The following is a 24275-nucleotide window of genomic DNA, read 5'->3' on the forward strand; positions in this document are numbered from 1 at the left end:
TATGAAACAGGCACTGGCACTTGGTTTTAAGAAGCGAATTATGATAGCCCCATAAAATTCAGGGCCCCCGGAAAGGAGCCCCTTGATTCATTACATACCACATCGGCTTAGCGATATTTCAACGACATACCGTCTTCGTTAAACAAGTGTATTTTCTCTGGTAGCGCTGTCAGGTGAATAGTTTCACCTTTGCGGTAATTAAGAATACCAGGTAGCTTGGCGACGACCGTTTCATCATGTCCTTCAACATTGATATGCAATAGTGTCACCTCTCCCAACGACTCCACAAAGAGGACTTTACCAGACATAAGGGCGTCAGACTCTTCAGCGACTAAAAAGTCTTCTGGTCTGATTCCCAATTGCAGTGCACAGCCGTTTAGATCTTGCGCCGCTGCAATCGGTATTTCAATATTATGACCACTTTCTGCAGTTACCAAGGAGCGTTCTCCCGCGCTTTCCATGTGTGCTTTACTTATATTCATCGCTGGTGAACCAATGAACTGTGCGACAAACACATTCGCTGGATTGGTATAAAGCTCCAGCGGCGTGCCGACTTGCTCAATCTTACCCGCTGACAAAACAACGATACGGTCAGCGAGCGTCATTGCTTCTACCTGATCGTGCGTCACGTAAATCATCGTGGTTGCTGTCAACTGCTCCTTCAAGTTGGCGATTTCAATTCGTGTTTGAACACGTAACGCTGCGTCCAAATTGGAGAGCGGTTCATCAAATAGGAACACTTTTGGGTGGCGAACAATCGCTCGACCAATGGCGACCCTTTGCCTTTGACCACCAGAGAGTGCCTTGGGAAGACGATCGAGATACGGTTCAAGTTGCAACATACGAGCTGCTTCCATGACTCGCTCATGGATCTCTTCCTTGGACTCTTTAGCTATGCGCATTGCAAATGCCATATTGTCGTAAACGGTCATATGTGGGTAGAGTGCATAAGTCTGAAACACCATGGCTATCCCACGCATGGCCGCAGGCAGTTCATTAACTCTAGCCCCTTCAATACAAAGCTCTCCTGATGTAATGTCCTCAAGGCCAGCAATCATTCGCAGCAGTGTTGATTTACCACAGCCGGACGGTCCTACAAATACGATGAATTCGCCTTGCCCGATATCCAGATCGATTCCGTGCAGAACCTGAGTCTCTCCGTATGATTTTTTAACTTTTGTTAAAGATAATCCTGTCATTTGTTTTGTCTCATCGTTAAATCAGGAACTGCTTACTTAACAGAACCAGAAAGTAGGCCACGAACTAGATAGCGTTGCAGTGCAAAGAAAACTGCCAACGGAACTGCAATGGAAACGAAAGCTGAGGCGGTCAATATCTCCCAGTTCCCTCCGCGTGATCCAAGAAGTTCACGAAGTCTCGCCGTTAGAACCATGTGTTCTTCCCCTGTACCCAAAAATACGGTAGCGACTAAAAGGTCATTCCAAACCCAGAGGAATTGGAAAATACCGAACGATGCAAGTGCCGGATAAGACAGAGGTAAAACAATTTTCATAAAGATTTCGAAATCCGTCGCACCATCGACTTTGGCTGATTCAATGATCTCTTTGGGTAGGCTCGATATATAATTCCTAAGCAAATAAATCGCCAAAGGCAAACCAAATCCTGTATGCGCTAACCAAATTCCTACGTAGGTCTTCGCTCCCACTCCAAATAAGGCACCAATATCATTGTATAGGCGAAGTAAAGGAATCAAAGACATCTGCAGAGGCACAACTAATAAACCGACGACCACTGCGATTAGTATATTTCGACCCGGCATTCTCATCCATGACAATGCATACGCCGCATAAGCCGCAATAAGAATAGGGATAATCGTAGCGGGAATAGTTACCGTCAACGAATTAATAAATGAACGACCAATGCCCTCTGCACCAAGTACCGTGTGATAATTGTCTAAACCAAACTTGGGCGGAACCACTGCCGTAAAGAATATTCGCTTCCCACGGTTTCCTTTGAAAGGTTCAAGCGAGGTCATTCTATATTTACCATCTGCGGTAACGGTTAACTCACCTCCATTTTTCATCTTAGCGATGTCACCTGGGATAAATTTGGTAGGCTCACCAGAAGAAAAGCCAAAAGCCCGAACCTGTGCAGCTTTATTATCAACCAATAGTTGTCCCTTCAAGACGAAGACATCACCGTCTTGAATTTGTGTGTCTGCCCCACCAGTACGAACCATTAAATTTTGTTCAGAGGCAGTTAACGATGTCCACCAGCCAGATAGCGCAAGCTGGTCTTTATCTCTGAAAGAAGATATTAATAGCCCTGCGGTTGGTAGAGTCCATAAAATGACGATCAACAGTACCGAAAAGTGTAACAGTAGAGTCAGAGGTGAACGACGCAATCGGCTCAAACTGAAGCGGGCTTCACTGGCTTCTAGCTTCGAGGAAGTTTGAAGTTGCTGAGACATCATCTTCCCTCCATTTGAGCATTAGCTTGACGCATATTCCAGACCATTACGGGTATCACTGCAACCATGATTATCACAGCAATCGCCGCACCCCGACCAAAATCACCGCCACCACGGAACATCCAATCGAACATCATGTTTGCCAGAACTTGCGTGCTCCATTGACCATTCGTCATCGCCAAAACGATATCGAAGACTTTTAAAACCAGAATCGTAATGGTGGTCCACACTACTGCTATGGTTCCCCATATTTGAGGAATAAGAATTTTGAAAAATATTTGTACTCCGTTTGCACCATCTAATACCGCCGCTTCAACGGTCTCTTCAGGGATACCACGAAGAGCGGCTGAGAGTATAACCATCGCAAAACCAGTTTGAATCCAAATAAGAATAACCATTAGAAAGATGTTGTTCCAAAAAGGAAGGGCTATCCATGGTTGCGCTGTACCGCCAAAGTACTCTAAAACAGCGTTGAGAATACCAATTTGTTCCGAACCCGGAGCGCGGTAATCGTAAACGAACTTCCAAATAATTGATGCGCCAATAAATGAAATGGCCATAGGCATGAATATTAAACTTTTGGCAATATTCCCCCAACTGACCTTATCAGTTAATGCAGCAATAACCAGGCCGAAAAATGTCGACGCAGCTGGTACGATAAGCAACCAAAGCACATTATTAAACAGTGACTCCCTGAATTCAGGGTTATTAAATAACCAAGAATAGTTGTCAAAACCTACGAATTCGTCGGCGTTTCTGTCATGTAGTGACAAGTAAAACGAATCAAATACCGGATAGACCAAATAGAGACACAAAAAAGTCAATGACGGGCCCAAAAACAGCCAAGGTCTAACCGCAGCTGCGCGCCTTAGGTTTTGCGCCATCTGGCGGTTTGACACATTTCTCGTGGGGAAAATAATACCGAGAAGCCAGTTAGTGCCTATAAAATAAACCGCACAACCAGCAACTCCGAGTGCCATAATAAATAATGAGGAGTAAAGCTGTTCCATCGCTACCTCGTTTTAAAACTCGGATAAATCTGTGAGTCTCGGTAGACGTAATGATTAATCACATCTACCGACACCTTTGTTACTCAGAGTGGTACTCTGAGATTAACGCTTACTTCAGTGCATCCCACGTTTTTTGGATGTCATCAGCCACGTCTTTTGCGGGTTTGCCGCCACTGTAATCAACCATACCAGTCCAGAACGCCCCTGCACCAATTTTGCCCGGCATCAAATCAGAGCCATCGAAACGGAATGTTGTTGCATCAAGCAAGATTTCTCCCTGTTTCTTAAGCGTATCGTTACCATATGCCTCAACATTTGCGCCTTTGTGAGGCGTTAGGAAACCTGATTGGGCCATCCAGATCTCGTGTGCAAGCGGCGATTGCAAGAACTCCATAAATGCACGAGTGCCCTTTGAATCCTTTGTGATACTCCACATAGTCCCTGCGCCAAGTACTGGTTTACCCAAATCTTTTGACTCGTAGGCAGGGAAATAGAAGAAATCAACATCTTGACCAAGCTCTGTCCCTTCTGGAAAGAAAGTCGGAATGAATGAAGCTTGACGGTGCATGTAGCATTTGGGTGGTGAGGTGAACAAACCTTTTGGCGAGTCACGGAAGTCCGTAGTTGCCACCGCTCTGGAACCGCCATCTACGTATTTATCATTGAGAGCAAACCACCCAAACTCTTCGATAGAATCAACAACCTTCTGGTCGTTGAACTTCATTTCATTTGTCGTCCACTTATCGTAGTCAGCTGGTGATTGCGTACGAAGCATCATATCTTCAACCCAATCCGTCGCAGGCCAGCCCGTTGCGCCTCCAGACCCCAAACCAATACACCAAGGTGTTTTCCCATCCTTTACCATTTTTTCCGTTAACGCTTTCAACTCTTCCATGGTTTGAGGCACTTTATACCCTGCGTCCTCAAAATTTTCGGGCACATACCACACAAGGGATTTGACATCTACCTTGTAAAAGAACCCGAATAGATGTTCTTTTCCATCCTTATCTTCAAAGGACCCTAAGTCCACCCAAGATGAACCGGCGGCATAGTTGTCCTTGACCCACTGAGCAGTCTCTTCATCCAGAGGCGTCAGAAATCCTTTAGCAGCCAAATCTTGCGCTAAGCCGGGTTGAGGAAATATGGCAATGTTTGGCGCACTGCCTGCTTGAACATCGATCGCAATCTGCTGCTCGAAAGAGTCTGAGCCAGAATACTCAACATCTGCGCCCGTCGCCTCTTCGAAGTAAGCAATCACACTTTCGACGAGCTCTTTATCTTTCGTTAGCCAAGGGCCAAAAATTGTTATTTTTTCACCCTCTAGATTGGTTTTTTTTAAATCATCGTAGCTTTTCCAGTTAAAGCGTTTATCTTCTCCCGGTGCATACTTCAAATCTGCTGCAAAGACAGAGGATGCAGAAATGGCTACAGCCACTGCGCTGGCGACAAGCATAGAGGTTTTCATTAGTCTAACTCCATTCACAAGAAACTACTTAATTTACCCTTAGGTTCGTTTACATCTTCGACCTCGGAATCTTAATCGGTTAAGCCGATATACATTACATTATAGCCTGCTTAAAATTTGTTCACTTCATATTTTAAAAACTGTGGATAGCATCAATAAAGTCGGCAGCAAAACAAAGTAAAGAGCGCTATAGATCACACAAATTAGATTGACTTTTTGTTTTTGATTTAAAATCGCAACTTAATCGTTTTAGAATCTGGTCAATGAAATAGGTATTGTTAGCGATCAATTCGACAAGCGAGAAAGTTGATATGGAACGGAAGAAACCGAATTTGAAAGCCGTGGCTGCGCGCCTGGGGGTATCGACAGCAACTGTGTCAAACGCGTTTAATCGTCCCAGTCAATTGTCGAAAGCCTTAAGAGAAAGAGTTCTCAATGAATGTAAGGAGCTTGGTTACACGGGACCCAGCATCACCGCTAGAAGCTTGCGTACCGGAAAAACAGGTATTATTGGAGTACTATTGGCTGACAGCCTAGCGCACAGTTTTACTGACTCGGTAGCAACCAAATTTTTAAGTGGAATATCAAGAACTCTCGATGATTCACATGTGAACATGCTATTACTTCCATCTAATCGCGAAAATTATCAATCCACCCAAGTTGAAACTATCCCTGATAGTTTTATCGTCTACGGAAAGCCCGTAGACTCTGGTGTTATCGATCTGATAACTCGTCAGCACAAACCCGTCGTTAGTGTGGATTTCTCCCTGCCAGATGTTCCCTCGATAAACATTGACAACATCAAAGCTAGCTACGAGATTGCTAAGCACGCCATTCATAGCTCAGAAGATAATGTTCTTATTTTAGCTCTTCGTCTAGAACCCTCTACCTCACTAGCGCTCACCAACCTCGACAATCTATATAGTATTGAAGAATCAGTGTCTCGTTGTCGATTTGAAGGATACAAGCAGGCACTCTGTGGAAATGGCATTGAATTAGACTTTGAAAACATTTGGCAAATCCATGACCTCGATGAAGGCATATTGAAAACAATGCTCCGAGGTGCGCTCACTGGTCCAAAACCAATCGATGTTTTGCTCTGTATGAGCGACAAGATCGCCCTAGCCGCGCTTGAAGTGGTCAGAGAAACCAACGTAACAGTCCGCATTGTTGGGTTCGACGATATCCCTCAGGCGGAAGAACAAGGGCTAACAACAATCAGACAACCGATCGAGGATAAAGGCCGGATTGCAGCAAAAATTGCGCTCGGCCAACTACCCTACGAATCTATCCAACTGGATACGAAACTAATTATTCGTTCCAGCAGTTAGACATTACCTCACTTGCTAAGGAGAATTGGTCCATGAGTACGGAACAACTGGAAAAGCGTTGGTGGCATGACGCCGTCGTTTATCAAATCTATCCAAGAAGTTTCAATGACTCTAACGGAGATGGCATTGGTGATATTCCAGGTATCATTGAAAAACTCGATTATATCCAAACGCTAGGCGCAAATGTTATCTGGCTCAGCCCTGTGTATAAATCTCCCATGGATGACAATGGTTATGATATTTCTGGCTATCGTGAAATTGCACCAGAATTTGGCACGATGGCGGACATAGAAAAGCTGTTATTCGAAGCGGATAAACGCGGCATCAAAATTGTCATGGATCTGGTGGTAAACCACACCTCCGATGAACACCCTTGGTTTCTCGAATCCAAGAGCAGTCGAGATAACCCCAAACGCGATTGGTATATTTGGAAAGATCCTAAACAGGATGGCAGTGAGCCAAACAACTGGGAATCTTTCTTCAAACCTAAAGCGTGGACGCTTGATGAGACGACGGGACAATACTACCTACACCTCTTTAGCAATAAACAACCAGACCTAAACTGGGCCAATCCAGAAGTACGTGAAGCCGTCTACGACATGATGCACTTCTGGCTGAAAAAAGGCTTAGGTGGCTTCCGTATGGATGTCATTAATATGATCGGCAAACCGTCAGACTATCCAGACGCGACCATCTTTGACTCTGGTGTCGCTGGTTGGGAACATTGGTCAAATAATCTACTGGTTCACCAATATCTACGTGAAATGCACGACAAAGTGCTAAGACATTATGATGTGCTCACCGTTGGTGAAACTCCCTTTACCACAACGTTAGATGGCCGTTACTATTCTCACCCAGAGCGTAATGAACTTAGCATGATCTTTCAGTTCGAGCACGTTGGTATCGACCGCGAAGAACACAATGCGGTGAAGAAAGATTTCGATTTAGTTCAGTATAAAGAAATCATGTCTCGCTGGCAGGAAGACTTATACCAGAGAGGTTGGAACAGCGTGTATTGGAGTAATCACGACCAACCTCGTACGGTATCGCGTTATGGCTCTGACTCTCCTGAATATCGCATCATCAGTGCAAAAATGCTTGGCACGGTTTTACATATGATGAGCGGCACCCCCTATATTTATCAAGGTGAAGAGATAGGCATGACCAATAAGCACTTCAATAACATCGAAGAGTTTAATGACCTCATGGCGAAGTTCCATTACCAGAAGATGATTGAGCGTGGCGTTTCCAATGATGATGCGATTGAGTTTTTAAACTACTTCTCTCGTGACCATGCTCGTGTCCCAGTGCAGTGGGATACAAAAGATCATGCAGGTTTCACTACAGGCACGCCTTGGCTCCCAGTGAATGAAAACTATGTTGAGATCAATGCAGAACAAGCGGTTAACGACGAGGATTCCATTTATCATCATTATCGCCAGCTTATCCAGCTGCGCCAAGGTGAAGAATATGGGGATGTTGTAGTTTATGGCAATCATACCTTACTCGACCCACAAGACGGTGAAGTCTACGCATACATTCGCTCGAGCGGCGAAAAGTCTTTGCTTATCATTGCTAACTTTACCGATAGTACCTTACAGAGAACCTATCAATACGGTGTGAAACAAGTCGTACTAAATAACTATGATGATGCACCAAGCTCAATACACGAGCTAGTTTTGAAGCCTTATCAAGCCATAATCATTGATATTGAATAACTGAGGCAAATGTAAAAAAAGCAGCGATTAACAACATCGTTGCTTTTTTGTTGAGGTACAACAATACCTTAATAAACCGTGGTTCTCTGACCTTTTGGATTGATGAGGATACGATAGCTTAGTGGAAACAACGGAATGGCTATCATGAGCGCTCGCTATAAGAGGCAGCAATATAGAGTGAAACAGTTGTTAGGTGGGAAGTTAAGCCAGAGAAACTACAACGCTCAAGTTGGCGAGACTTAAGCTATGATCCACTGACTAAGCTCAAAGGGCTCGGTATGCCTAAAACTCAGCATGTTGTTTAAGAACGGCTCAACATGGCGCTGCCATGTTTTCTTACCGAATTACGCAACAAAGCCAATGTCACTCAAAATGCTATTAGCTAACGAAGTCACTAGACAAAATGCCGTAGCAATAGAGAACTAACACTATCGTGTCGTTCTATAATGCTACGTTATTTCGATTCGAACTTATCGGTCTCAATAAAGTTCAGTACCAATGAGGTTACATAAGGATCTCGACGTAGCCTATCGTGTTTGATATCTACTTCAATAAAATCTCGCATACCGTCCAGTTTTGTGGATTCCACCGAGACTAGCCCATCGTTGCTTTTGCTGAACATGCCACTGAAAACCGGGTAGCTTTGCGTACCTGCTATGACACCAAAATCGTAGTTTGGGTTTGGCAAACTATTTGGGAATGAATTAGGACTGGTTGTTAGCGATTCAGCGGTGCCACCCACTAGAGATAACATCCAAGTGTCCGAGAAGAAATCTGCAACATCACTACCATGGTTGGGAGTACCAACAAACACCACTTTTCCCATCTCCGATGAGTCGACAAAATCGGGATGCTGTGCCAAGTACGAGCGGATCACTAATCCGCCTAATGAATGCCCAACAAAATGGATTTTTGACTGATTAGTGACAAGGTTTTTTGAGTGATTAAATTCGTCAATACATCGAGAGAGCTCCTTGGCACTCTCGGCAAGCGTATTTTCAATAGGCTGGCGAAGCGTTGGGTAATTCACGACACAGACTTGATAACCTTGCTTGGCAATACTTTTTGACATGTTTTGCATCGACCAAGCGCTTCTCGCTAAACCGTGCACTACAACAACTTGATCTAAGTGGTGTGCATTTAGCTCACTATCGACGGTTTCTATCTCCGGCTTACTGCAACCTACTAAAGCAAGAGCAGTCAATATTGCCATACTGACTTTCCACTTCATTCTATGCCTCCTAACGTCGATACCACCCCCAGAATATCAAAGTGGTTTAACCACTTCTACACTATCTCTGTAAGACTTTCATTCCAAATCTAAGTAAATTTACAAAAAATGAAAAACCACTTTACCGCCGAGTTTTTAAACTGTTATTCAATGTGCTGGAGTATAAAAGCTAGCAATTCAAGATTGATGCGCTCATTACTCTCCGAACGCAAAGAATTCTTATTCCATTCACCGTTTTTATATGTCCATCACTAACAAAATTACTGCGATATTAACCCTCGGTATCATATAGATATATTAGATTACGGACTTATTAGCGAATTTTAAGCCTTAGTCGCTCTTTTCCTATCTAATGCTTAGAAATAGTCTTTCTTTCCCAATTTACATTCACCACATCAATATAAAACCTGTTTGATATGCATTCCAAACTTTCTAAGGTGTTGAAGAGTGCACTCATTTAATTCCAATTTGATCCGCCTATTAGATGTTGCGACCTGAGCTCGTAACAGGCGTAAATAACAAAGGAATATATTATGAGAACAAGATTAAATTACCCTGCAATGATTCTCCCCGCATTGATGTTTGGGATGCTGCTGAATACCTCACTGACCTTCGCCAATGTCGATTCTGATGGCGATGGTGTCCCCGACCTTGAAGATATTTATCCCTGGGACGACACCAAGTCTGCCTTACCTATTCACCGATTACCTTCCATTGTGGAAGCGGAAGATTATGACCTTGGTGGACCAGGCATCGCCTACTTTGACAAAGAACCAGAGAACCGTGGGGGAAAGCAATACCGTAACGATGGTGTGGATTTCTCTACTCACAGTGATGGGCAGGTACACGTTGGCTGGTTTGCGCGCGACGAATGGATGAACTACACCGTGCAAGTCGAAGAGGGTGCCTACTACGAATTCTCTGCTTGGTTAGGCTCATCTGCCGACAAAACCAAACATGTAGAACTGCGTAAGGGCACAGAAGTGTTGTTCCGGATTCCATTCCTTTCCTCCACCCAGATTACTCGCGAATTTGAGCAAACCTCACCTCAGACCATTTGGTTAACTAAAGGGGAACATACGTTTACGCTCGCAGCAGTAGAAGGTTCAATCCGTATTGATCGCTTGCAGTTTTACTTATCGCCCCTTTCCAAAGACTCTGATAATGACGGTGTCGTTGATGCCGAAGATGCCTTTCCCTATGACCCTACCGAAGCTATCGACACGGACAGCGATGGCATTGGAAATAACAAGGACACCGACGATGATGGAGATGGTGTTGCCGATATAGACGATGATTATCCACTTGACCCAGAAAGATGGAAAAATGAGGTCACCATTATCTCCCCAGATAGCTGCAATGGTTTTGAGAACCAAGCACTACTATGCAATGTGTTAGCAAACGACCTAGACCCTGAAGGTGATGAACTAACCATCGTCATTGCATCTGAACCAAACTATGGAACAGTTACCGTTGTCGAAGGACAAATACTATATCAGCCAAATGCTGACTTTGTCAGCCTAGATGGCTTCTTCTACCATGTAGAAGACGGATTTAACCGATCGCAACCAGCTTGGGTCGACATTCAAATCGACCGAACCACGACAATCGAAAATCCAGCCGCCATATACACTGCTGGTTGGGAAAACGGTCTGGCAGACTCCGGCTTACCTGGGGAACTTACCCCCTCTTTTTCTAGTAGTTACGACTCACTCACCAAAATACCCGCCAGCTATCACTATTACGAGGTAGCTCAAGTAGATTGGGCTCGCACAGGTAATCATGTGATGAAGTTTTACGGCGAGCCACCCGCTTATCGAAGCGAAACCGCCTTTATGGATGGCCGCTATCAGTATGCACCGGGCGATGACTTCTATTTTAGTGCCAATATTCGCCCCGATGCATCTTGGCAGACCATCACTAAGTACTCCATTATCTTGGCGCAGTGGAAGTCATTCAGCTCTGGTCCTCACGCAGCAGTACGTCTAAGCAATGATGGGCTTTTCAAACTCAGCTTCCACGCACCTAACTATCCGGTGATCGATTTAGGCGTTGCACCACAAGATCAATGGACTGATATTCGTATCTACTTTAAAAAGTCTTTGGCCGACGATGGGCAAGTAAAAGTCTGGGTCAATGGTGAGCTGAAGCTCGACCGAAAAGGTAAAAACATGCTGATTGGCAATAATGGCTACACCAAGATCGGAATGTATACCGAAATTCGCAGTCCAAGGACAATCTATTTCGACAACGTTTCTGTCTCCAAAGCCATCAATAGACAGTTGGATGCTTGGGGACGCTCCCCCGTGGATGGTATCTATAATGACAGTGACGACGACGGTAAAAGTAATGGCTTAGATCCGTATCCATTTGATCCAGAACGTTAGCCTTTGTCACTCTTGCAGCGACGGTGTGAGAACCGTCGCTGAGCTAACCCACAACACTGCTATCTATTCAAGAATCTAGCCACATACCAACAGTCGGCTTCAATCTGGTAGCCTTGCTCTCTAGCCCAAGCAAGACCGTGATCGACTAACTGTTTTGCAGAGCCCTTTCCACGCTGTGATTCTGGCACAAAGGTGTGGTTAAAATTAACCGTATTACCCGAAAGCTTGTAATTCAATACCGAGTCTTGCCCGTTCGAAGAAAGTACAAATCTTTGTCTATCCAGTTGATGTTCAATCATGATATTTCGTGCCCTAGCTGCGCTAAATACTGTTTCATAAACGCCACTCTACTGATTGCTTCCTGTTTACCCGCGTCGGTTTTCATTGTATCTGCAATGGAAAATAGCTTGATGTAAAAATGGTCAATAGTGAACTTAGCGTCGTCGGGAGAGCGCTCGAGGCAAAAAGGATCGTCAATATGATACAAAGTTCGACCTAGACTGGTCGCAACCTGAATACAACGCGTAACACCAATAGCACCTAATGCATCTAATCGGTCGGCATCTTGTACTACTCGCGCTTCAACAGAGTCGGTTGAGATATTGGCAGAAAAACTGTGTGCGACAATCGCATGGTGAATAGCATCAATATGCTGCTCTGGATAACCTATCGTTCTCAAAAACTGACACGCTTTATGTGCAGCGATAGTTGAACTGCTTGAACGTTCTGGATGATCCTTAGGATAGGTGAAGCAATCGTGCAGATAGGCCGCAGGAATAACCACATCCAGATTGGCGTTTTCTGTCACTGATAAGCGTTTAGCACAATTAACGACACGCAGTACATGGTTAAGATCATGCGCCGCATCAGTGATCATTTCCGCTTGAATAAAATCCAGAAACTGAGGAATCCATTTCTCATTAAACACGGATAGTACCTTTTATAAGCGTAATCGCTTGACCACTGAGCTCAATACGGTCTTGTTTCAACATCATGCCAACGTAGCCTCCGCGCTCAGAGTCTTGATAACCGGTGAGCGAACATTTATTGAGTTTGTCTGCCCAGTAAGGCGCTAGTGCGCAATAAGCCGACCCCGTAACAGGATCCTCATTGACTCCAACCCAAGGAGCAAAATAGCGAGCAATGAAATCCACATCACTGCGCTCAGACTTGGCCGTTACCGCCATGGCGCGACCTTCACATTGGATAAGAGCTTGGAAATTTGGAGTAAGATGATGCAAACGCTCTTCACTTTTTATTACCAGTAAATCTTTACCACTTTCAAACTCACCCCAGTACTCGATATCGTCTTCTTTTAGACCAAGAGCTTCCAATTTCGCAAGTGAACGTTCTGCCCTATCATTTGCGGGATAAATAGGGAAATCTAAAGAAATACGCTCACCCACTTTTTGTGCATGAAGTTCTCCAGAGAGGGTTTGAAAACTGCATTTGCCATCTTCTGCCAACAGTCCTATCTCATCTAACACATTGACCGTAGCCAGAGTGCCATGGCCACAAAGTGCCACCTCCACTTGCGGGGTAAACCAACGTAAGCGATTGTCGGTTAATGAGAGGAACGCCGTTTCTGATATCGCCATTTCCTTAGCAATCGCGAGCATTAATGAGGCGGGTAACGCCTCTTGAGTAACACAGACACCAGCAGGATTTCCCTTAAAGGGTTCGCTAGTGAATGCATTGACTTGATAGATATCTAAATGCATGACAACTCCTTATGGACCATTACTACTTTATAGGATAGATAACATAATCGCGAGTGGAGTTTAAATTGTTATGAAGGCTGATCTCGTTTGTTATGACTTCGTAAGTAACAAAAACAATCTAAACGTTACCATTATGCATCGAAAAGCGCGCCTACCTAGCAAAGTCTGCCTGTGTTGTCGTCGGCCTTTCACATGGAGAAAAAAATGGCAACGTTGTTGGGAGCAAGTGCGATACTGCTCCAAACGGTGTGCCCGAGAATATCGCGGACGAAAAAACCAGCCTGAAGGTTAACATGGTCACCACTCGATGCGACTGCCATCGTAAGCGAGAAAAAGGCCATTGTCTTCTGGACTGAGATTCTCCAGTACATGAAACAGCAAACTTGCGGTTTTCTCTGGCGAGAACAGCTGATCCTTTGGCACATTGGCTTGAAAAGGCAGAGAAAGAGCAGTAGCCGTGGTTCCGGGGTGCAGCGCCACAGTACAAGAGCGTTTCATTAAACGTCCCCATTCAATACTTATGTTTTTGAGCGCCATATTCAGCGCAGCTTTTGAACAGCGATAACTGTACCACCCGCCTAATTGGTTATCCTCAATACTACCCACTCGGGCAGAGAGGGTCGCAAAGCGCGGAGCTTTGGCGCGTCTTAGTAAAGGTAACGCGTACTTTGCTAACAACAACGTTGGCAAAGTGTTGACTTGAATACTGGTCATTAAGCTGCTTGCGGTGACTGCCTTTACACTTTTTTCCGGAGTGCACTCATCCAACGATAGAACACCAACACAGTTGATGACCCAATCAAGACTCTCAACCTCAGCGCTAAGTGATGTCATTAACGCACCATAATCATCCTCTTTAGTGACGTCCAAAGCGTGCCAGCGCAGCCTAGAGTGCTGCATATCAGGCAGAGCACGATGATAGGTCGCAAATACCGTGGCATCAGTATGGGCCAGTATATGCTGGGTCATTGCCCTACCTATCCCTCCGGAAGCACCAAGTATCAAGACATTTAAGGGCTTCATCTTCACCTCACAATCGTTCAATTCGAACTAAGTTCGCTTCGGCAGTGGTAAGATGTTCATCCTGAACTTCAGGCGCCAGTCGGTCCCATGTCCGATAAATCATCGCCGTCCGAGGATTGTTACCGAGCCACTCGCGATGCTTATACATAAAGCGCCAGTAAAAACCATTAAAAGGACAGGCTTGTTGGCCTGAACGCTCTTTGACGTTATAAAAACAGCCACTGCAATAATCACTCATTTTGTTGATATAACCGCCACTGGAGCCATAGGGTTTGGTCGCAATGAGCCCATCATCGGCATATAAAGCCATCCCCCTAGTGTTGGGCATCTCTACCCACTCAATCGCATCAACATAAATACCAAGATACCATTGCTCGACTTGATCTGGATCTAACTCGGTGAGCAACGCAAAATTACCTGTCACCATCAAACGTTGAATGTGATGCGCATAGGCGAAATCCAAAGACTGAGTGATGGCATGTTTCATACAACTCATTTTTGTCTCACCATTCCAAAAATAGTGAGGCAATGTTCTTGATGCCCCTAACGCATTGGTAGTCGAGTAGTCTGGCATATTGCTCCAATACATCCCTCGAATATACTCACGCCAGCCGAGAATCTGTCTGACAAACCCCTCAATCTGTGCAAGCGTGATTTGACCATCAGAATGCGCATAGTGATCAATTGCCGCGTATAGCACCTCTAATGGCGTCAGCATCTTACAGTTAAGCGAAAAAGAAAGTCGGCTGTGATAGAGGCTCCATTGGCTTTCATGCTGTTCTGTCATCGCATCTTGAAAGCGACCAAAATTGGGTAAACAGATTTGGCAGAAATGCGCGAGTAGCGTGAGAGATTGAGACCGGTTGATAGGCCAAATGAGCTGTTCACCAATTCGTCCTATCGAAGGAAGATTATGTCGCTGTATTCGTGATACGGTGTCTTTTGTCGGTGACGCAAACAGAAGTGGGGCGGGCAACGCTTCAATGTCGGCTTTTTTCAATTTGTTGCGATTGTTCGCATCGTAACTCCATTTTCCACCAAGCGGTTTGGTTTCAGTTTCCATCAACATGCCATGTTTTTTGCGCATCTTGCGGTAAAAGTGATCCATCACCAGAGACTTGCCGCGAACGAAATAGTTATCTATCTCTGAAAAAGGCAGCAAAAAATGTTCTGACTCGACCAAGTTCGTTGAAAACTGTGGGTGAGAAAAGCAAGACAATTTCTTTAGCAGTCGGTATTCATCTGGCCTTTGGAACTCAAACCTTTCGATATTGTGCTGCTCAGCAACCGTTGCGATGAGATCGGTCAAAGAATCGAAATCGCACGTGTCGTCTAAAGTGAGGTGATGAACGTGATGCCCTTGTTCTGCCAAGCATCGTGCGAAATTTTCCATTGATAGAAAGAACGCCACTTGCTTTTGAATATGATGCGTCACGTACTCTGATTCTTGCTTCAATTCTGCAATCAAATAAAGAATCTCGCTATCCACACTAGCGAACCATGAATGTTGGGAGTCGAGTTGATCACCCAAAATGAGTCTTAGCGTTCTATATCCCATCGTCTTCCTTATCAGTCTTGAATCGGCCAATCCACCATATCCACTGCGTTCAAGCGAGAGTTAGGCTGGTCACCTTTCCACTTACGGATGAAAACATTTTCAGGATCATACAGTTGTGTCTGTTTACTTAGGTCAAACTTCCTATGTCCACGAGGGTCGGCTCCCACACCAGCAAGATATTGCCAATTGCCCCAATTTGACCCAACGTCATAGTCAATAAGCATATGCTGGAAATAACACGCTCCATAACGCCAATCAAGGGAGAGTTCATGCACAAGACAACTTGCCACCAACTGTCTTCCTCTGTTGGACATATACCCTGTTTCTCGCAATTGATTCATGCATGCGTTCACAATAGGAAACGGAGTATTACCCTCAACCCATTGACGTAATCTGTTGGCATAAAATGTGGTCAATGGGCGCTTGCCCTGAATGCCTCCAAACGCAAACAGCTTTGCCCCATGTTTGTGGCTATACCAGTGAAAGTATTCACGCCAAAGTAGCTCAAACAAAATCCAGTGGGTCGATTCATTACTGCCATGCTGACGTTCAAAGCGATTTAAATGGCTCAGTATCATTTTTGCAGACACGTTACCATTGGCCAGCCAAAGTGAGAATTTCGTGGAACTGTCCCAGTTGTCCAACTCGTTGCGAGTGGATTTGTAATGTAGCGCCGCGGTCGTAGAAAAGTAATCTCGCACGTGTCCAAGCCCTGCTAACTCTCCACCACGCACACCATGATGAATTTTCAGTGATGAGGGTTCACAACCATAACTGGCAGGTAACCCATCTCGATTATTTAATGGTGGCGGCAATTGCGTCGTCGTGGGCCCAGCAATTGGAAGTAGTATATTTTCTACCTGTTTTCTGAAGCGCGAGAATGACGCAGGAAGGTCCTCAATGTCAAAGGGGAGCAACGCCTGAGAAAACAACGAGGCAGTTTCAGCTCTGTGCACTGCTATTTTCGGGTGTCTGAGGATAGTTTTAGTGAGAACGTAATCCACATACCAACTGGCGCTGTGTGCAACGTAGATATCTGTGATCGAGTAATAGGTAATCATCTCTTCCAGCCGAAGAACGGCGTCGTCAAGACTATTGACCGTCACATAATGCAGCACTTGACCGAGTTGCATTAAGGACTGATTAAACTCGCCCAATGACTGCATTGTGAATTCTCGTTTGGCCGAATCATCAATTTCTATTGGTAAAAAGCGCCGATCGAACACACTTTTTAGCTCATCAAAACAAACACAATGAAGCCTATCAACTTGTTCGCTTGCATGTTGTAACAGTAGATTGTCGTGCAACCTAAGATCTTGAGTAAACCAATAAATCCCTCTTTTATTCGACATGTCATTTTCCTAAATTGTTTGTGCGCTGCCTGTTTGTACGCAGCATTACTTAGGACAGCTTAGAAAACCGTTGGTCATTCTGTGGCTCGTGAACGTACAAACGTTGATGACGCTACAAACACGACCTCAGGGAGGACTTGGGATGTCACTAAAAAACAACTTAGATAAACTCGCTCCTCATTTCGAAGCGGGCGGGAAATACCAAACCTTTTATCCACTCTACGAAGCCATTGCCACACTGTTTTATACCCCTGGACACGTCACCAAAGGACAAACCCACCTCAGAGACAGCATAGATCTGAAACGCATCATGATAATGGTGTGGTTAGCCGTATTCCCTGCAATGTTTTGGGGCATGTACAACATAGGCAACCAAACGGTAGCGGCGTTATCCACCACTTATTCGGCCGAAGAGATCACTCAATTGATCGCGGAAAGTTGGCGTTTATCATTCGTCTTTGGTTCTGCGACTGGCTTACTTGAAGCCGGATGGGTAAGTAAGATGTGGTTTGGTGCCTGTTACTTCCTACCCGTATACCTCACCGTGTTTGTTGTGGGCGGTTTTTGGGAAGTACTGTTTGCTATCGTTCGCAAGCACGAGGTTAATGAAGGCTTCTTCGTCAGCTCTATTCTCTTTGCATTGATTCTCCCCCCTACCATTCCACTCTGGCAAGCGGCACTCGGTATCACCTTCGGGATCGTCGTTGCCAAAGAAGTGTTCGGAGGAACAGGGCGCAACTTTCTCAACCCCGCACTTGCTGGAAGAGCCTTTCTTTACTTCGCCTACCCCGCCCAAATGTCTGGCGGTGCAGTCTGGGTCGCTGCGGACGGCTACTCGGGTGCAACACCTCTGAGTCAATGGTACGAGGGCGGAGAAAGTGCCCTGTATAGTGCACTGACTGGAGAACCTTTAACTTGGTGGGATGCGTTTGTTGGAAATTTGCCGGGCTCCATGGGTGAGGTCTCCACATTACTGATTACCGCTGCGGGTATTTTCCTGATGGCGATAGGGATCGCCTCTTGGCGGATTGTTCTCGGAGTCTTAATTGGTTTGACCCTCTCAGCCACACTTCTCAACGTAATTGGTTCAGACTCGAACTCAATGTTCTCGATGCCCGTTTACTGGCATTTTGTCATTGGTGGCGTGGCATTTGGCACCTTTTTTATGGCGACAGATCCTGTGTCCGCAGCCTTTACTAACTCAGGAAAGTGGGCATATGGTTTACTCATAGGTTTCATGACCATTGGCATAAGAGTGCTAAACCCAGCCTATCCTGAGGGCATTATGTTGGCCATTCTGTTTGCCAACTTGTTCGCTCCGCTCTTTGACCATTTCGTGAAGGAGGCGGTCGTAAGGCGTCGAGTAAAACGAATGAAGCCGATCGACAAGATCTCACCTTAACTTCATGCCTTAGATAAATAATGGCGTTAATTGTAATTCATTTTATAAATAGCGCCATTATTGAATCAGAATCACGTTAATAATTGAGTCTGCTATCAAAAACTGTGCTTTCTAAAGTGACAAAGTACTGAACTCGTTGGATAATTAAAAGTAATCCGACCAAAAGAGTCCGACCTTGAATTAAGTGCAAGCCTCGCCAATCAGAATAAGCCAGGGACATTAGTTAGATCATGAAAAAGAACGATTTTCAGAAATCGGCGGCGAATTTAAAGAAAGCAGTACCATTGATGGTAAAACACCACGTTCCAGCGACGCCTGCCAATTATGCACTTTGGTATACGTATGTCGATCAAACTATCCCCGAATTGAACGCGGAAGTGGATGCGATTCTCAAAGATTTTGATATCTTGCCTCTAGTCAACACCAATCTACTATACCGCGAGCATATCGCAGGTAAAGCGGAAGTAAATTTGCAAGATTTGAAACACAACATGGAGGCCTTAGTCACTGAAGTATCGAGCTCCATGACCGATGTGATTGCCGATACCTCGCAGTTCTCTAAAGTGCTTGAGCAAAGCTTCGACGAATTGAGCACGCAAATGGAATCGCCACGTAATCCTACTCTTGATGAAGTGATGCCTTTGATTCAACAATTGGTTGATGAAGCAAACGATATTCGCCATTCCACCGACTTTATTAATGATCAATTGAAAAATGCCAGTGATGAAATAGCTCGCTTAAAATCACAACTGGCAAAAGTTCAATGCAACGCATTATTTGATAGTTTGACGTCACTCTATAATCGTGGCGCCTTTGACGCCGACCTCAATATGTTCTGCGAAGCGAAACAGCCAATGAGCCTTATCTTTTTAGATATTGACCATTTTAAGACATTCAATGACGAATTTGGCCATCTGTTCGGTGATACTATTTTGAAAGGCATTTCACAACGTCTTAAGCAGGCTTGTCGAGGTGGTATTACCGCTTACCGATTTGGCGGTGAAGAGTTTGCGTTAATCATTCCCAATAAATCTCTAAGAGTGGCGCGACAAATGGCTGACGCTTTGCGTTTGGCTATTGAAAAAATGACGATAAAAGACCGAAAAAACGGCTCAAAAGTCGGTAATATAACCGCATCGTTTGGCGTAGCAGAATTTACCACCGGTGATACTTATTCTTCTCTTGTAGAGCGTGCAGACAAAATGCTGTATGACGCCAAGCGCGCAGGTCGAAACCGAGTCATGCCATTCTAATTTATTTACCCAAGCATTCCAGAGTTTCTAATAACATAAAGGCAGATCATAGAATCTGCCTTTCTCATTTTCTGTATCCAGACGTTAGGATAAATATTGGTCTAAATCCACCTCATCAATTTGTTCGGGGCGTAAGAATCGTTTCGCATAGGTTTGATAAACACCTGAGCGTAAGAACAATTGAAATAGCGCAGGATCCAGATGTTGGTTTTTCACCATAAAAGACATAATCCTTATCGACTCAGATAGCGTTTTAGGCTGTTTATATGGTCTATCGCAACTTGTTAATGCTTCAAAAACGTCTGCAATCGCCATCGCACGAGCCGGAAGTGGAAGCTCTGCAGCCTTTAACCCCAAAGGATAACCTGTTCCATTCATTTTTTCATGGTGACTGCCCGCCAGCAATGGCACATTCTTCATGTTTTTAGGAAACGGCAGACTCTCTAACATTTTCAGTGTCTCTATCATGTGACTGTTAATGATATAACGCTCTTCACGGTTCAACGTTCCCTTTCGAATCGATAAGTTATATATCTCACCTTGGTTGTTTTGATACTCTCCTGCTTTGAGAAAAAAACGCGCTTCTCTCAACGGCTCTTTCTCCCAAGCGACTAGGTGTGAAGGGTTATCTACCAATAACGAGACTGGTTTACCGGGGACAAAGTCTTTATCGGAGTACCGCGCTAACTCTTCCCATGAGAGACCCAATGTGGGGTTGATCGTTGGCTGCCACGTACGGTTTGCAATGGCTTCCAGACTGGCGACTTTTTGGTCATCTAAGGATTCAGAGCCGAGGTTGATGTCAGCGATCAGCGCAAACTCTTCATCTAACTCTTTGTGTGCCACTCTGATTTTTTCAACGTCTTCTGGCGCTAATTGACCATCCAATTTGACACGATACACCGCGATTTCCACATCACGTTTTAATACTTCAAAGCGGGTTCTAACTTCATGAATACGATTGTAAATCGTCTCCAACTTGGTCGACTTATCAATGATGTGTTCTGGTGTTGTCACTTTTCCGCAATCATGCAACCATGCGGCGATATGCAGCTCTTGCCACTGCTCTTGGCTCATCGAGAATTCAGCGAAAACCCCTTGGTCACAATCTTGAGCAGCTTGCGTCAGCATTTCCGTCAGAACAGGAACGCGTTGACAATGGTTGCCGGTGTAGGGCGATTTCGTATCGATAGCGCCTGCCATAACTTGAATAAACGAGTCTAATAACGCTCGCTGATCTGCCAGCATGGTTTGCGTTTCAATAGTGACGGAAGCATAAGCCGCCAGAGTTTCTAAGTATTCCTTGTCTTCTATTAGAACTTGAGAGTGATAATCTTCATCAACCCCCAATCCCAATGCACCAATAACCCTCTGGTTTCGGTCGATAAGTGGAATAAAGAGCAAGTTATCCGTCTCGTTGTCTTTGAGCACATAAGCTCGATCTTGGTACTCTTTAGCATAGATTGGTTGCTTGTGAATAAAGAAGGTGTCTACATCGTCCTTAAGACGCGGGTCTTCAAGAGGCAAACGTGGTTGCGTGGTGACATCAATCACCCCCTGAGTCGCTAACTTGATAAATTTAGGGTCAAGATACTTCTCGTCACTGCTCAGTAAATAGAGATAAGTACTATTAGCGAATGTCGCGTCGGCGGTTTCAGCACAGACTAACTCCAAAATTCGCTCTAAGTCTTGTTCTTTCGCAATCGTATTAGTGAGTGAAAGAAAGCGTTTAATGGTCGATTTCATGACCGTCAGTGAATCAGACATGGCTTTTATTTCAGTCACACGAGAATGTTCTTGCTCACCCGAGTCAAAATCAAAACTACCGGTGAAACCGGTAGTATGATGAAAGCCCCTAGAAGGGGCTATGTTTTATAAGCCCGAGAGTCGCAACTGCTCTTGGCGTTTTTCTTCCGACTCCTGATTACGTATGTATTCACGAATCATCTGTTCATCGAGTCCTACTGTGCTAACACAGTAACCTCTTGCCCAGAATTTTCTCCCAGTAAAGTTACGTTTTACCTGCATATAGTCGCGGAAAATTCTTATTGCTGATTTTCCTTTCAAAAAGCCAACAGTATTGGCCACGCTATACTTTGGTGGAATCATCAAGAGCATATGGATGTGATCTTTCATCGCATAACCCTCAACCAATACTACCCCTTGCTGTCTACATAACTCTCTTAAGATTTTTCCGATATCTCTACGCAATGAACCATAAATCGCTTTCTTTCGATATTTTGGAACAATCACAACGTGATATTTGCAATAATGTTTAACGTGAGCTTGGCTCTGCCAGTCTCTCATATGACCTCCTTTGAACTTGCCGGTTCTATAAAGGAGGTCATTTTCCCATCGATGCACGCTGTTACGGCAGAGCCTTTTCGAGTCACACCGCCAGAGGCGGTGGTTTACCAAGTTTCAATTAAAATGTTGTACTGCCCATGCTTTTCGCGTCGCTTGTCGTATCGGGCGAGCCAACCACTGAGAAAGATAATAGATACAAGGAAGTGCAATTAATAAGGCGAAAAGTGAACCGATAAGCGATCGCTTGGCGACGAGATTGGCATCCTTGAGCAACTGATCTGACTTAACTGCCATGACCAGATTAAACAACTGCTCTCGCGTACCTCAGAGACTGTCAACTTTGACCACCCACTTTTCACCTTTATAAGTAATTTCTTTTGCTTGCGCGCCAAATGCAACAATATCCATGGTGCTAGAAATCAGTGGGTGATTAATATTACCAAGTTTGAGTGGGGAAGACTGTCGTAAGACATCTCGTACTTCAATCAACTCCGGTTGGCTGTAGGCAAATACATTAAAGTCATCATCATACAACACACGAAGAGCGTCACGACTTTCATCGTTATCCCTTAATACTTGCGAAACCTGATCCAAAATAACATCTGCACCAAACACCGTTCCGTTGGCCGCTTTACGATGAATCGTGACCCCTGTCTTTGAGATGATCGACATGTAATAAGGTTTAGATACTTTGGCCGTCGTGATCGACGAGCTCCGATACCAGTCCATACTTCGAGGATCGCTAAACGGACTTTCAATGAGGCTCGATTGCAAACGCATTACATGAATGTTGTAGGTTCTTACCGAAAGTTTATTACTCTCTGGGTTATAGCTCAGAGCAGCGTAGGTTGCATTTGAATCGATCCCTAAGTTTCGTCTCATGGTCGGGTCGGTTAATCTAATCACGGCTATCCACTCGCCATCAGGAAAAGCCGCCTTTAGAGTAAAAATGTTCTGATTGGCGCGCAGTAGCGAGGCAAGTTCGGGCACAAATGCAAAACGTCGTTCCGGATCTACTTCCCGTACCAACTCTCCTGCAGAGTAGGCATCGACAATGCTAAAGGAGGGGCCAAAGTGATACGACATGTTACTTCGCGTCTCACCAGCAATACGCTCAAATAGATTTTCATTCGCATTCAATAAAACTTTATTTAAGCTCGCTTGGGTGATCCAAATCTGGACACCACAAATCACCAGCACCAACACGACAAATAAAGTTGAAATATGAATATGCAGCGGAAAGGTCAACTTATTTTGAGTTTTAGAAGAGGTCGGCATAGCAACTAATACTTTGAATTAACACTATGTAAGACTAGTTGAATTGACTATTAACGAGAAGTCTAATCTGGATAATTGCCATAAAAAACGCCCCACGGCTCGAGTGTGGGGCAACACTACCAAAGGAAAAGCAGTTTAAATAAAAGGGCTAACGGAATTAAAAAGCAAAGCTAAATCCAAGGTTATAATCATCACCATTTTTGGCAGTAAATTCTTTATCTTCGCTACACGCTCTTGGGCGGCCTTGGTCGTCACCTTGAACCAGACTTACCCAATGACGGATACCAGATGCATGACACTTGTCGGTTTGTCCAAATGTTGTACATGTCTCCAACTGAATGTCCTCAATTTCTACCAGTTCTAGATTGCCGGTACCTTTGCGCTTTGCCACCATCACTTCTACGTGCGTGCCGCTCTCATCGCGAAATAAAATGGCTGCTGGCGCACATTTATTTCCAGCGTAAGCAACAAAGTGTTTGGCTCTTTTCAAACCTGTGTGTGCTCCATTCTTAAAATAAGCTTGTACGTGTCGATAATCAATTTCGTAACTTACGACGTCTTCGTGAGAGCCTGACTCTAGGGGAAACAAAGTATCAAGAAGTTGCTTCGCCATCTTTTGCTTCTCTATTTGCTCATCGGCTTTGACCATTTCCACGGCAAAGACAGCTTCTGCGATAAACGTTGAATGGTTTTTGTGTAGTTCTGTTTTATCGAATGTCAGCATGTTCATCGTCTTTTCCTCACCTGGCTCTTGTTGATCTAGAGTAAATATACTAAACAAGTGTTTAAATTTATATTCGTTTTGTGA

21 protein-coding genes and 1 pseudogene are annotated in these 24275 nt (G+C 44.6%); 7 read left to right on the top strand and 15 right to left on the bottom strand.

The genetic code is table 11. From position 1 onward, the window contains the following. Positions 1-107 precede the first annotated feature (107 nt). The 4 genes from VTH8203_RS08875 to VTH8203_RS08890 all read right to left on the bottom strand — a co-directional run bounded on the left by VTH8203_RS08875 (position 108) and on the right by VTH8203_RS08890 (position 4906). A complete protein-coding gene (locus VTH8203_RS08875; RefSeq protein ID WP_096993347.1) occupies positions 108-1199 on the bottom strand; it encodes an ABC transporter ATP-binding protein in 1092 nt (363 codons plus the stop codon). Between the two features lie 32 nt (positions 1200-1231). Continuing rightward, positions 1232-2434, bottom strand: coding sequence for a carbohydrate ABC transporter permease (locus tag VTH8203_RS08880; protein WP_244181179.1), 1203 nt, complete (start codon positions 2432-2434; stop codon positions 1232-1234). Continuing rightward, positions 2431-3441, bottom strand: coding sequence for a carbohydrate ABC transporter permease (locus VTH8203_RS08885; protein WP_096993348.1), 1011 nt, complete (start codon positions 3439-3441; stop codon positions 2431-2433). The genes VTH8203_RS08880 and VTH8203_RS08885 overlap by 4 nt, the downstream gene beginning before the upstream one ends. Before the next feature lie 109 nt (positions 3442-3550). Beyond that, a complete protein-coding gene (locus tag VTH8203_RS08890) occupies positions 3551-4906 on the bottom strand; it encodes an ABC transporter substrate-binding protein (RefSeq protein WP_096993349.1) in 1356 nt (451 codons plus the stop codon). 311 nt (positions 4907-5217) lie between these two features. Here VTH8203_RS08890 and VTH8203_RS08895 point away from each other — a divergent pair, with 311 nt between their 5' ends. The 3 genes and pseudogenes from VTH8203_RS08895 to VTH8203_RS24990 form a co-directional block, all read left to right on the top strand. Further along, positions 5218-6237, top strand: coding sequence for a LacI family DNA-binding transcriptional regulator (locus VTH8203_RS08895; RefSeq protein ID WP_096993372.1), 1020 nt, complete (start codon positions 5218-5220; stop codon positions 6235-6237). Positions 6238-6269: 32 nt separating this feature from the next. Further along, a complete protein-coding gene (locus tag VTH8203_RS08900) occupies positions 6270-7955 on the top strand; it encodes a glycoside hydrolase family 13 protein (protein ID WP_096993350.1) in 1686 nt (561 codons plus the stop codon). A 122-nt stretch (positions 7956-8077) separates the two neighbouring features. Beyond that, a pseudogene (locus VTH8203_RS24990) lies at positions 8078-8260 on the top strand (IS5/IS1182 family transposase); the annotation flags it as partial. Positions 8261-8409: 149 nt separating this feature from the next. Here the strand turns inward: VTH8203_RS24990 and VTH8203_RS08910 are convergent. Further along, complete coding sequence (locus tag VTH8203_RS08910; protein WP_096993351.1) at positions 8410-9186, bottom strand: alpha/beta fold hydrolase; 777 nt, start codon at positions 9184-9186, stop codon at positions 8410-8412. A gap of 533 nt (positions 9187-9719) precedes the next feature. Here VTH8203_RS08910 and VTH8203_RS08915 point away from each other — a divergent pair. Next, on the top strand, positions 9720-11573 hold the full coding sequence (locus VTH8203_RS08915; RefSeq protein WP_096993352.1) for a heparin lyase I family protein: 1854 nt from the start codon (positions 9720-9722) through the stop codon (positions 11571-11573). A gap of 59 nt (positions 11574-11632) precedes the next feature. Here the strand turns inward: VTH8203_RS08915 and VTH8203_RS08920 are convergent, their stop codons facing one another. Genes VTH8203_RS08920 through VTH8203_RS08930 form a run of 3 tightly spaced genes read right to left on the bottom strand, consistent with a single transcriptional unit; the run spans position 11633 to position 13294 of the window. After that, positions 11633-11872, bottom strand: a complete 240-nt coding sequence (locus VTH8203_RS08920; protein WP_096993353.1) for a GNAT family N-acetyltransferase — start codon at positions 11870-11872, stop codon at positions 11633-11635. Then, positions 11869-12450: an HD domain-containing protein gene (locus VTH8203_RS08925; RefSeq protein WP_158296099.1), complete on the bottom strand. Its 582-nt coding sequence runs from the start codon at positions 12448-12450 to the stop codon at positions 11869-11871. The genes VTH8203_RS08920 and VTH8203_RS08925 overlap by 4 nt, the downstream gene beginning before the upstream one ends. Before the next feature lie 43 nt (positions 12451-12493). Then, positions 12494-13294 (bottom strand): PhzF family phenazine biosynthesis protein, encoded by an 801-nt coding sequence (locus VTH8203_RS08930; protein WP_096993355.1) that lies wholly within the window; start codon positions 13292-13294, stop codon positions 12494-12496. 133 nt (positions 13295-13427) lie between these two features. Here VTH8203_RS08930 and VTH8203_RS08935 point away from each other — a divergent pair, with 133 nt between their 5' ends. Further along, positions 13428-13586, top strand: a complete 159-nt coding sequence (locus tag VTH8203_RS08935) for a DUF2256 domain-containing protein (RefSeq protein ID WP_096993373.1) — start codon at positions 13428-13430, stop codon at positions 13584-13586. Positions 13587-13591: 5 nt separating this feature from the next. On the opposite strand, the gene VTH8203_RS08940 is transcribed toward VTH8203_RS08935, so the two are convergent. From VTH8203_RS08940 to VTH8203_RS08950, 3 genes are read right to left on the bottom strand one after another with little or no spacing between them, the layout of a single operon-like run. Continuing rightward, the gene (locus VTH8203_RS08940; protein WP_096993356.1) at positions 13592-14317 is read right to left on the bottom strand and encodes an SDR family NAD(P)-dependent oxidoreductase; all 726 of its coding nucleotides are present in this window, start codon (positions 14315-14317) and stop codon (positions 13592-13594) included. A gap of 7 nt (positions 14318-14324) precedes the next feature. Then, entirely contained in the window at positions 14325-15875 is a 1551-nt protein-coding gene (locus VTH8203_RS08945; RefSeq protein WP_096993357.1) for a cryptochrome/photolyase family protein, read from the bottom strand. A gap of 11 nt (positions 15876-15886) precedes the next feature. Continuing rightward, the gene (locus tag VTH8203_RS08950) at positions 15887-17227 is read right to left on the bottom strand and encodes a DASH family cryptochrome (RefSeq protein ID WP_096993358.1); all 1341 of its coding nucleotides are present in this window, start codon (positions 17225-17227) and stop codon (positions 15887-15889) included. A gap of 142 nt (positions 17228-17369) precedes the next feature. Between VTH8203_RS08950 and VTH8203_RS08955 the strand changes: the two genes are divergently transcribed. Next, the gene (locus VTH8203_RS08955; RefSeq protein WP_096993359.1) at positions 17370-18629 is read left to right on the top strand and encodes an NADH:ubiquinone reductase (Na(+)-transporting) subunit B; all 1260 of its coding nucleotides are present in this window, start codon (positions 17370-17372) and stop codon (positions 18627-18629) included. A 230-nt stretch (positions 18630-18859) separates the two neighbouring features. Continuing rightward, positions 18860-19882: a GGDEF domain-containing protein gene (locus VTH8203_RS08960; protein WP_096993360.1), complete on the top strand. Its 1023-nt coding sequence runs from the start codon at positions 18860-18862 to the stop codon at positions 19880-19882. Positions 19883-19966: 84 nt separating this feature from the next. On the opposite strand, the gene VTH8203_RS08965 is transcribed toward VTH8203_RS08960, so the two are convergent. The 4 genes from VTH8203_RS08965 to VTH8203_RS08980 form a co-directional block, all read right to left on the bottom strand. Continuing rightward, positions 19967-21667: an HD-GYP domain-containing protein gene (locus VTH8203_RS08965; RefSeq protein ID WP_158296096.1), complete on the bottom strand. Its 1701-nt coding sequence runs from the start codon at positions 21665-21667 to the stop codon at positions 19967-19969. Positions 21668-21754: 87 nt separating this feature from the next. Continuing rightward, positions 21755-22189, bottom strand: a complete 435-nt coding sequence (gene tnpA / locus VTH8203_RS08970; protein ID WP_096991864.1) for an IS200/IS605 family transposase — start codon at positions 22187-22189, stop codon at positions 21755-21757. A 324-nt stretch (positions 22190-22513) separates the two neighbouring features. After that, a complete protein-coding gene (locus tag VTH8203_RS08975; protein ID WP_096993362.1) occupies positions 22514-23467 on the bottom strand; it encodes a hypothetical protein in 954 nt (317 codons plus the stop codon). A gap of 157 nt (positions 23468-23624) precedes the next feature. Further along, complete coding sequence (locus tag VTH8203_RS08980) at positions 23625-24197, bottom strand: aldolase/citrate lyase/malate synthase family protein (protein ID WP_096993363.1); 573 nt, start codon at positions 24195-24197, stop codon at positions 23625-23627. Between the last annotated feature and the right edge of the window lie 78 nt (positions 24198-24275).

The organism is Vibrio thalassae (assembly GCF_900089835.1).
In the GTDB taxonomy this organism is placed as follows: domain Bacteria; phylum Pseudomonadota; class Gammaproteobacteria; order Enterobacterales; family Vibrionaceae; genus Vibrio; species Vibrio thalassae.

Excerpts from the sequence above, each read along its gene's own strand:
- VTH8203_RS08945 (WP_096993357.1), bottom strand. The coding sequence starts at position 15,875 with ATGGGATATAGAACGCTAAGACTCATTTTGGGTGATCAACTCGACTCC.
- VTH8203_RS08960 (WP_096993360.1), top strand. The coding sequence starts at position 18,860 with ATGAAAAAGAACGATTTTCAGAAATCGGCGGCGAATTTAAAGAAAGCA.
- VTH8203_RS08950 (WP_096993358.1), bottom strand. The coding sequence starts at position 17,227 with ATGTCGAATAAAAGAGGGATTTATTGGTTTACTCAAGATCTTAGGTTG.
- VTH8203_RS08885 (WP_096993348.1), bottom strand. The coding sequence starts at position 3,441 with ATGGAACAGCTTTACTCCTCATTATTTATTATGGCACTCGGAGTTGCT.
- VTH8203_RS08980 (WP_096993363.1), bottom strand. The coding sequence starts at position 24,197 with ATGAACATGCTGACATTCGATAAAACAGAACTACACAAAAACCATTCA.
- VTH8203_RS08900 (WP_096993350.1), top strand. The coding sequence starts at position 6,270 with ATGAGTACGGAACAACTGGAAAAGCGTTGGTGGCATGACGCCGTCGTT.
- VTH8203_RS08880 (WP_244181179.1), bottom strand. The coding sequence starts at position 2,434 with ATGATGTCTCAGCAACTTCAAACTTCCTCGAAGCTAGAAGCCAGTGAA.
- VTH8203_RS08975 (WP_096993362.1), bottom strand. The coding sequence starts at position 23,467 with ATGCCGACCTCTTCTAAAACTCAAAATAAGTTGACCTTTCCGCTGCAT.
- VTH8203_RS08895 (WP_096993372.1), top strand. The coding sequence starts at position 5,218 with ATGGAACGGAAGAAACCGAATTTGAAAGCCGTGGCTGCGCGCCTGGGG.
- VTH8203_RS08940 (WP_096993356.1), bottom strand. The coding sequence starts at position 14,317 with ATGAAGCCCTTAAATGTCTTGATACTTGGTGCTTCCGGAGGGATAGGT.
- VTH8203_RS08925 (WP_158296099.1), bottom strand. The coding sequence starts at position 12,450 with ATGATCACTGATGCGGCGCATGATCTTAACCATGTACTGCGTGTCGTT.
- VTH8203_RS08910 (WP_096993351.1), bottom strand. The coding sequence starts at position 9,186 with ATGAAGTGGAAAGTCAGTATGGCAATATTGACTGCTCTTGCTTTAGTA.
- VTH8203_RS08955 (WP_096993359.1), top strand. The coding sequence starts at position 17,370 with ATGTCACTAAAAAACAACTTAGATAAACTCGCTCCTCATTTCGAAGCG.
- VTH8203_RS08915 (WP_096993352.1), top strand. The coding sequence starts at position 9,720 with ATGAGAACAAGATTAAATTACCCTGCAATGATTCTCCCCGCATTGATG.
- VTH8203_RS08890 (WP_096993349.1), bottom strand. The coding sequence starts at position 4,906 with ATGAAAACCTCTATGCTTGTCGCCAGCGCAGTGGCTGTAGCCATTTCT.
- VTH8203_RS08875 (WP_096993347.1), bottom strand. The coding sequence starts at position 1,199 with ATGACAGGATTATCTTTAACAAAAGTTAAAAAATCATACGGAGAGACT.
- VTH8203_RS08935 (WP_096993373.1), top strand. The coding sequence starts at position 13,428 with ATGCATCGAAAAGCGCGCCTACCTAGCAAAGTCTGCCTGTGTTGTCGT.
- VTH8203_RS08930 (WP_096993355.1), bottom strand. The coding sequence starts at position 13,294 with ATGCATTTAGATATCTATCAAGTCAATGCATTCACTAGCGAACCCTTT.
- VTH8203_RS08920 (WP_096993353.1), bottom strand. The coding sequence starts at position 11,872 with ATGATTGAACATCAACTGGATAGACAAAGATTTGTACTTTCTTCGAAC.
- tnpA (WP_096991864.1), bottom strand. The coding sequence starts at position 22,189 with ATGAGAGACTGGCAGAGCCAAGCTCACGTTAAACATTATTGCAAATAT.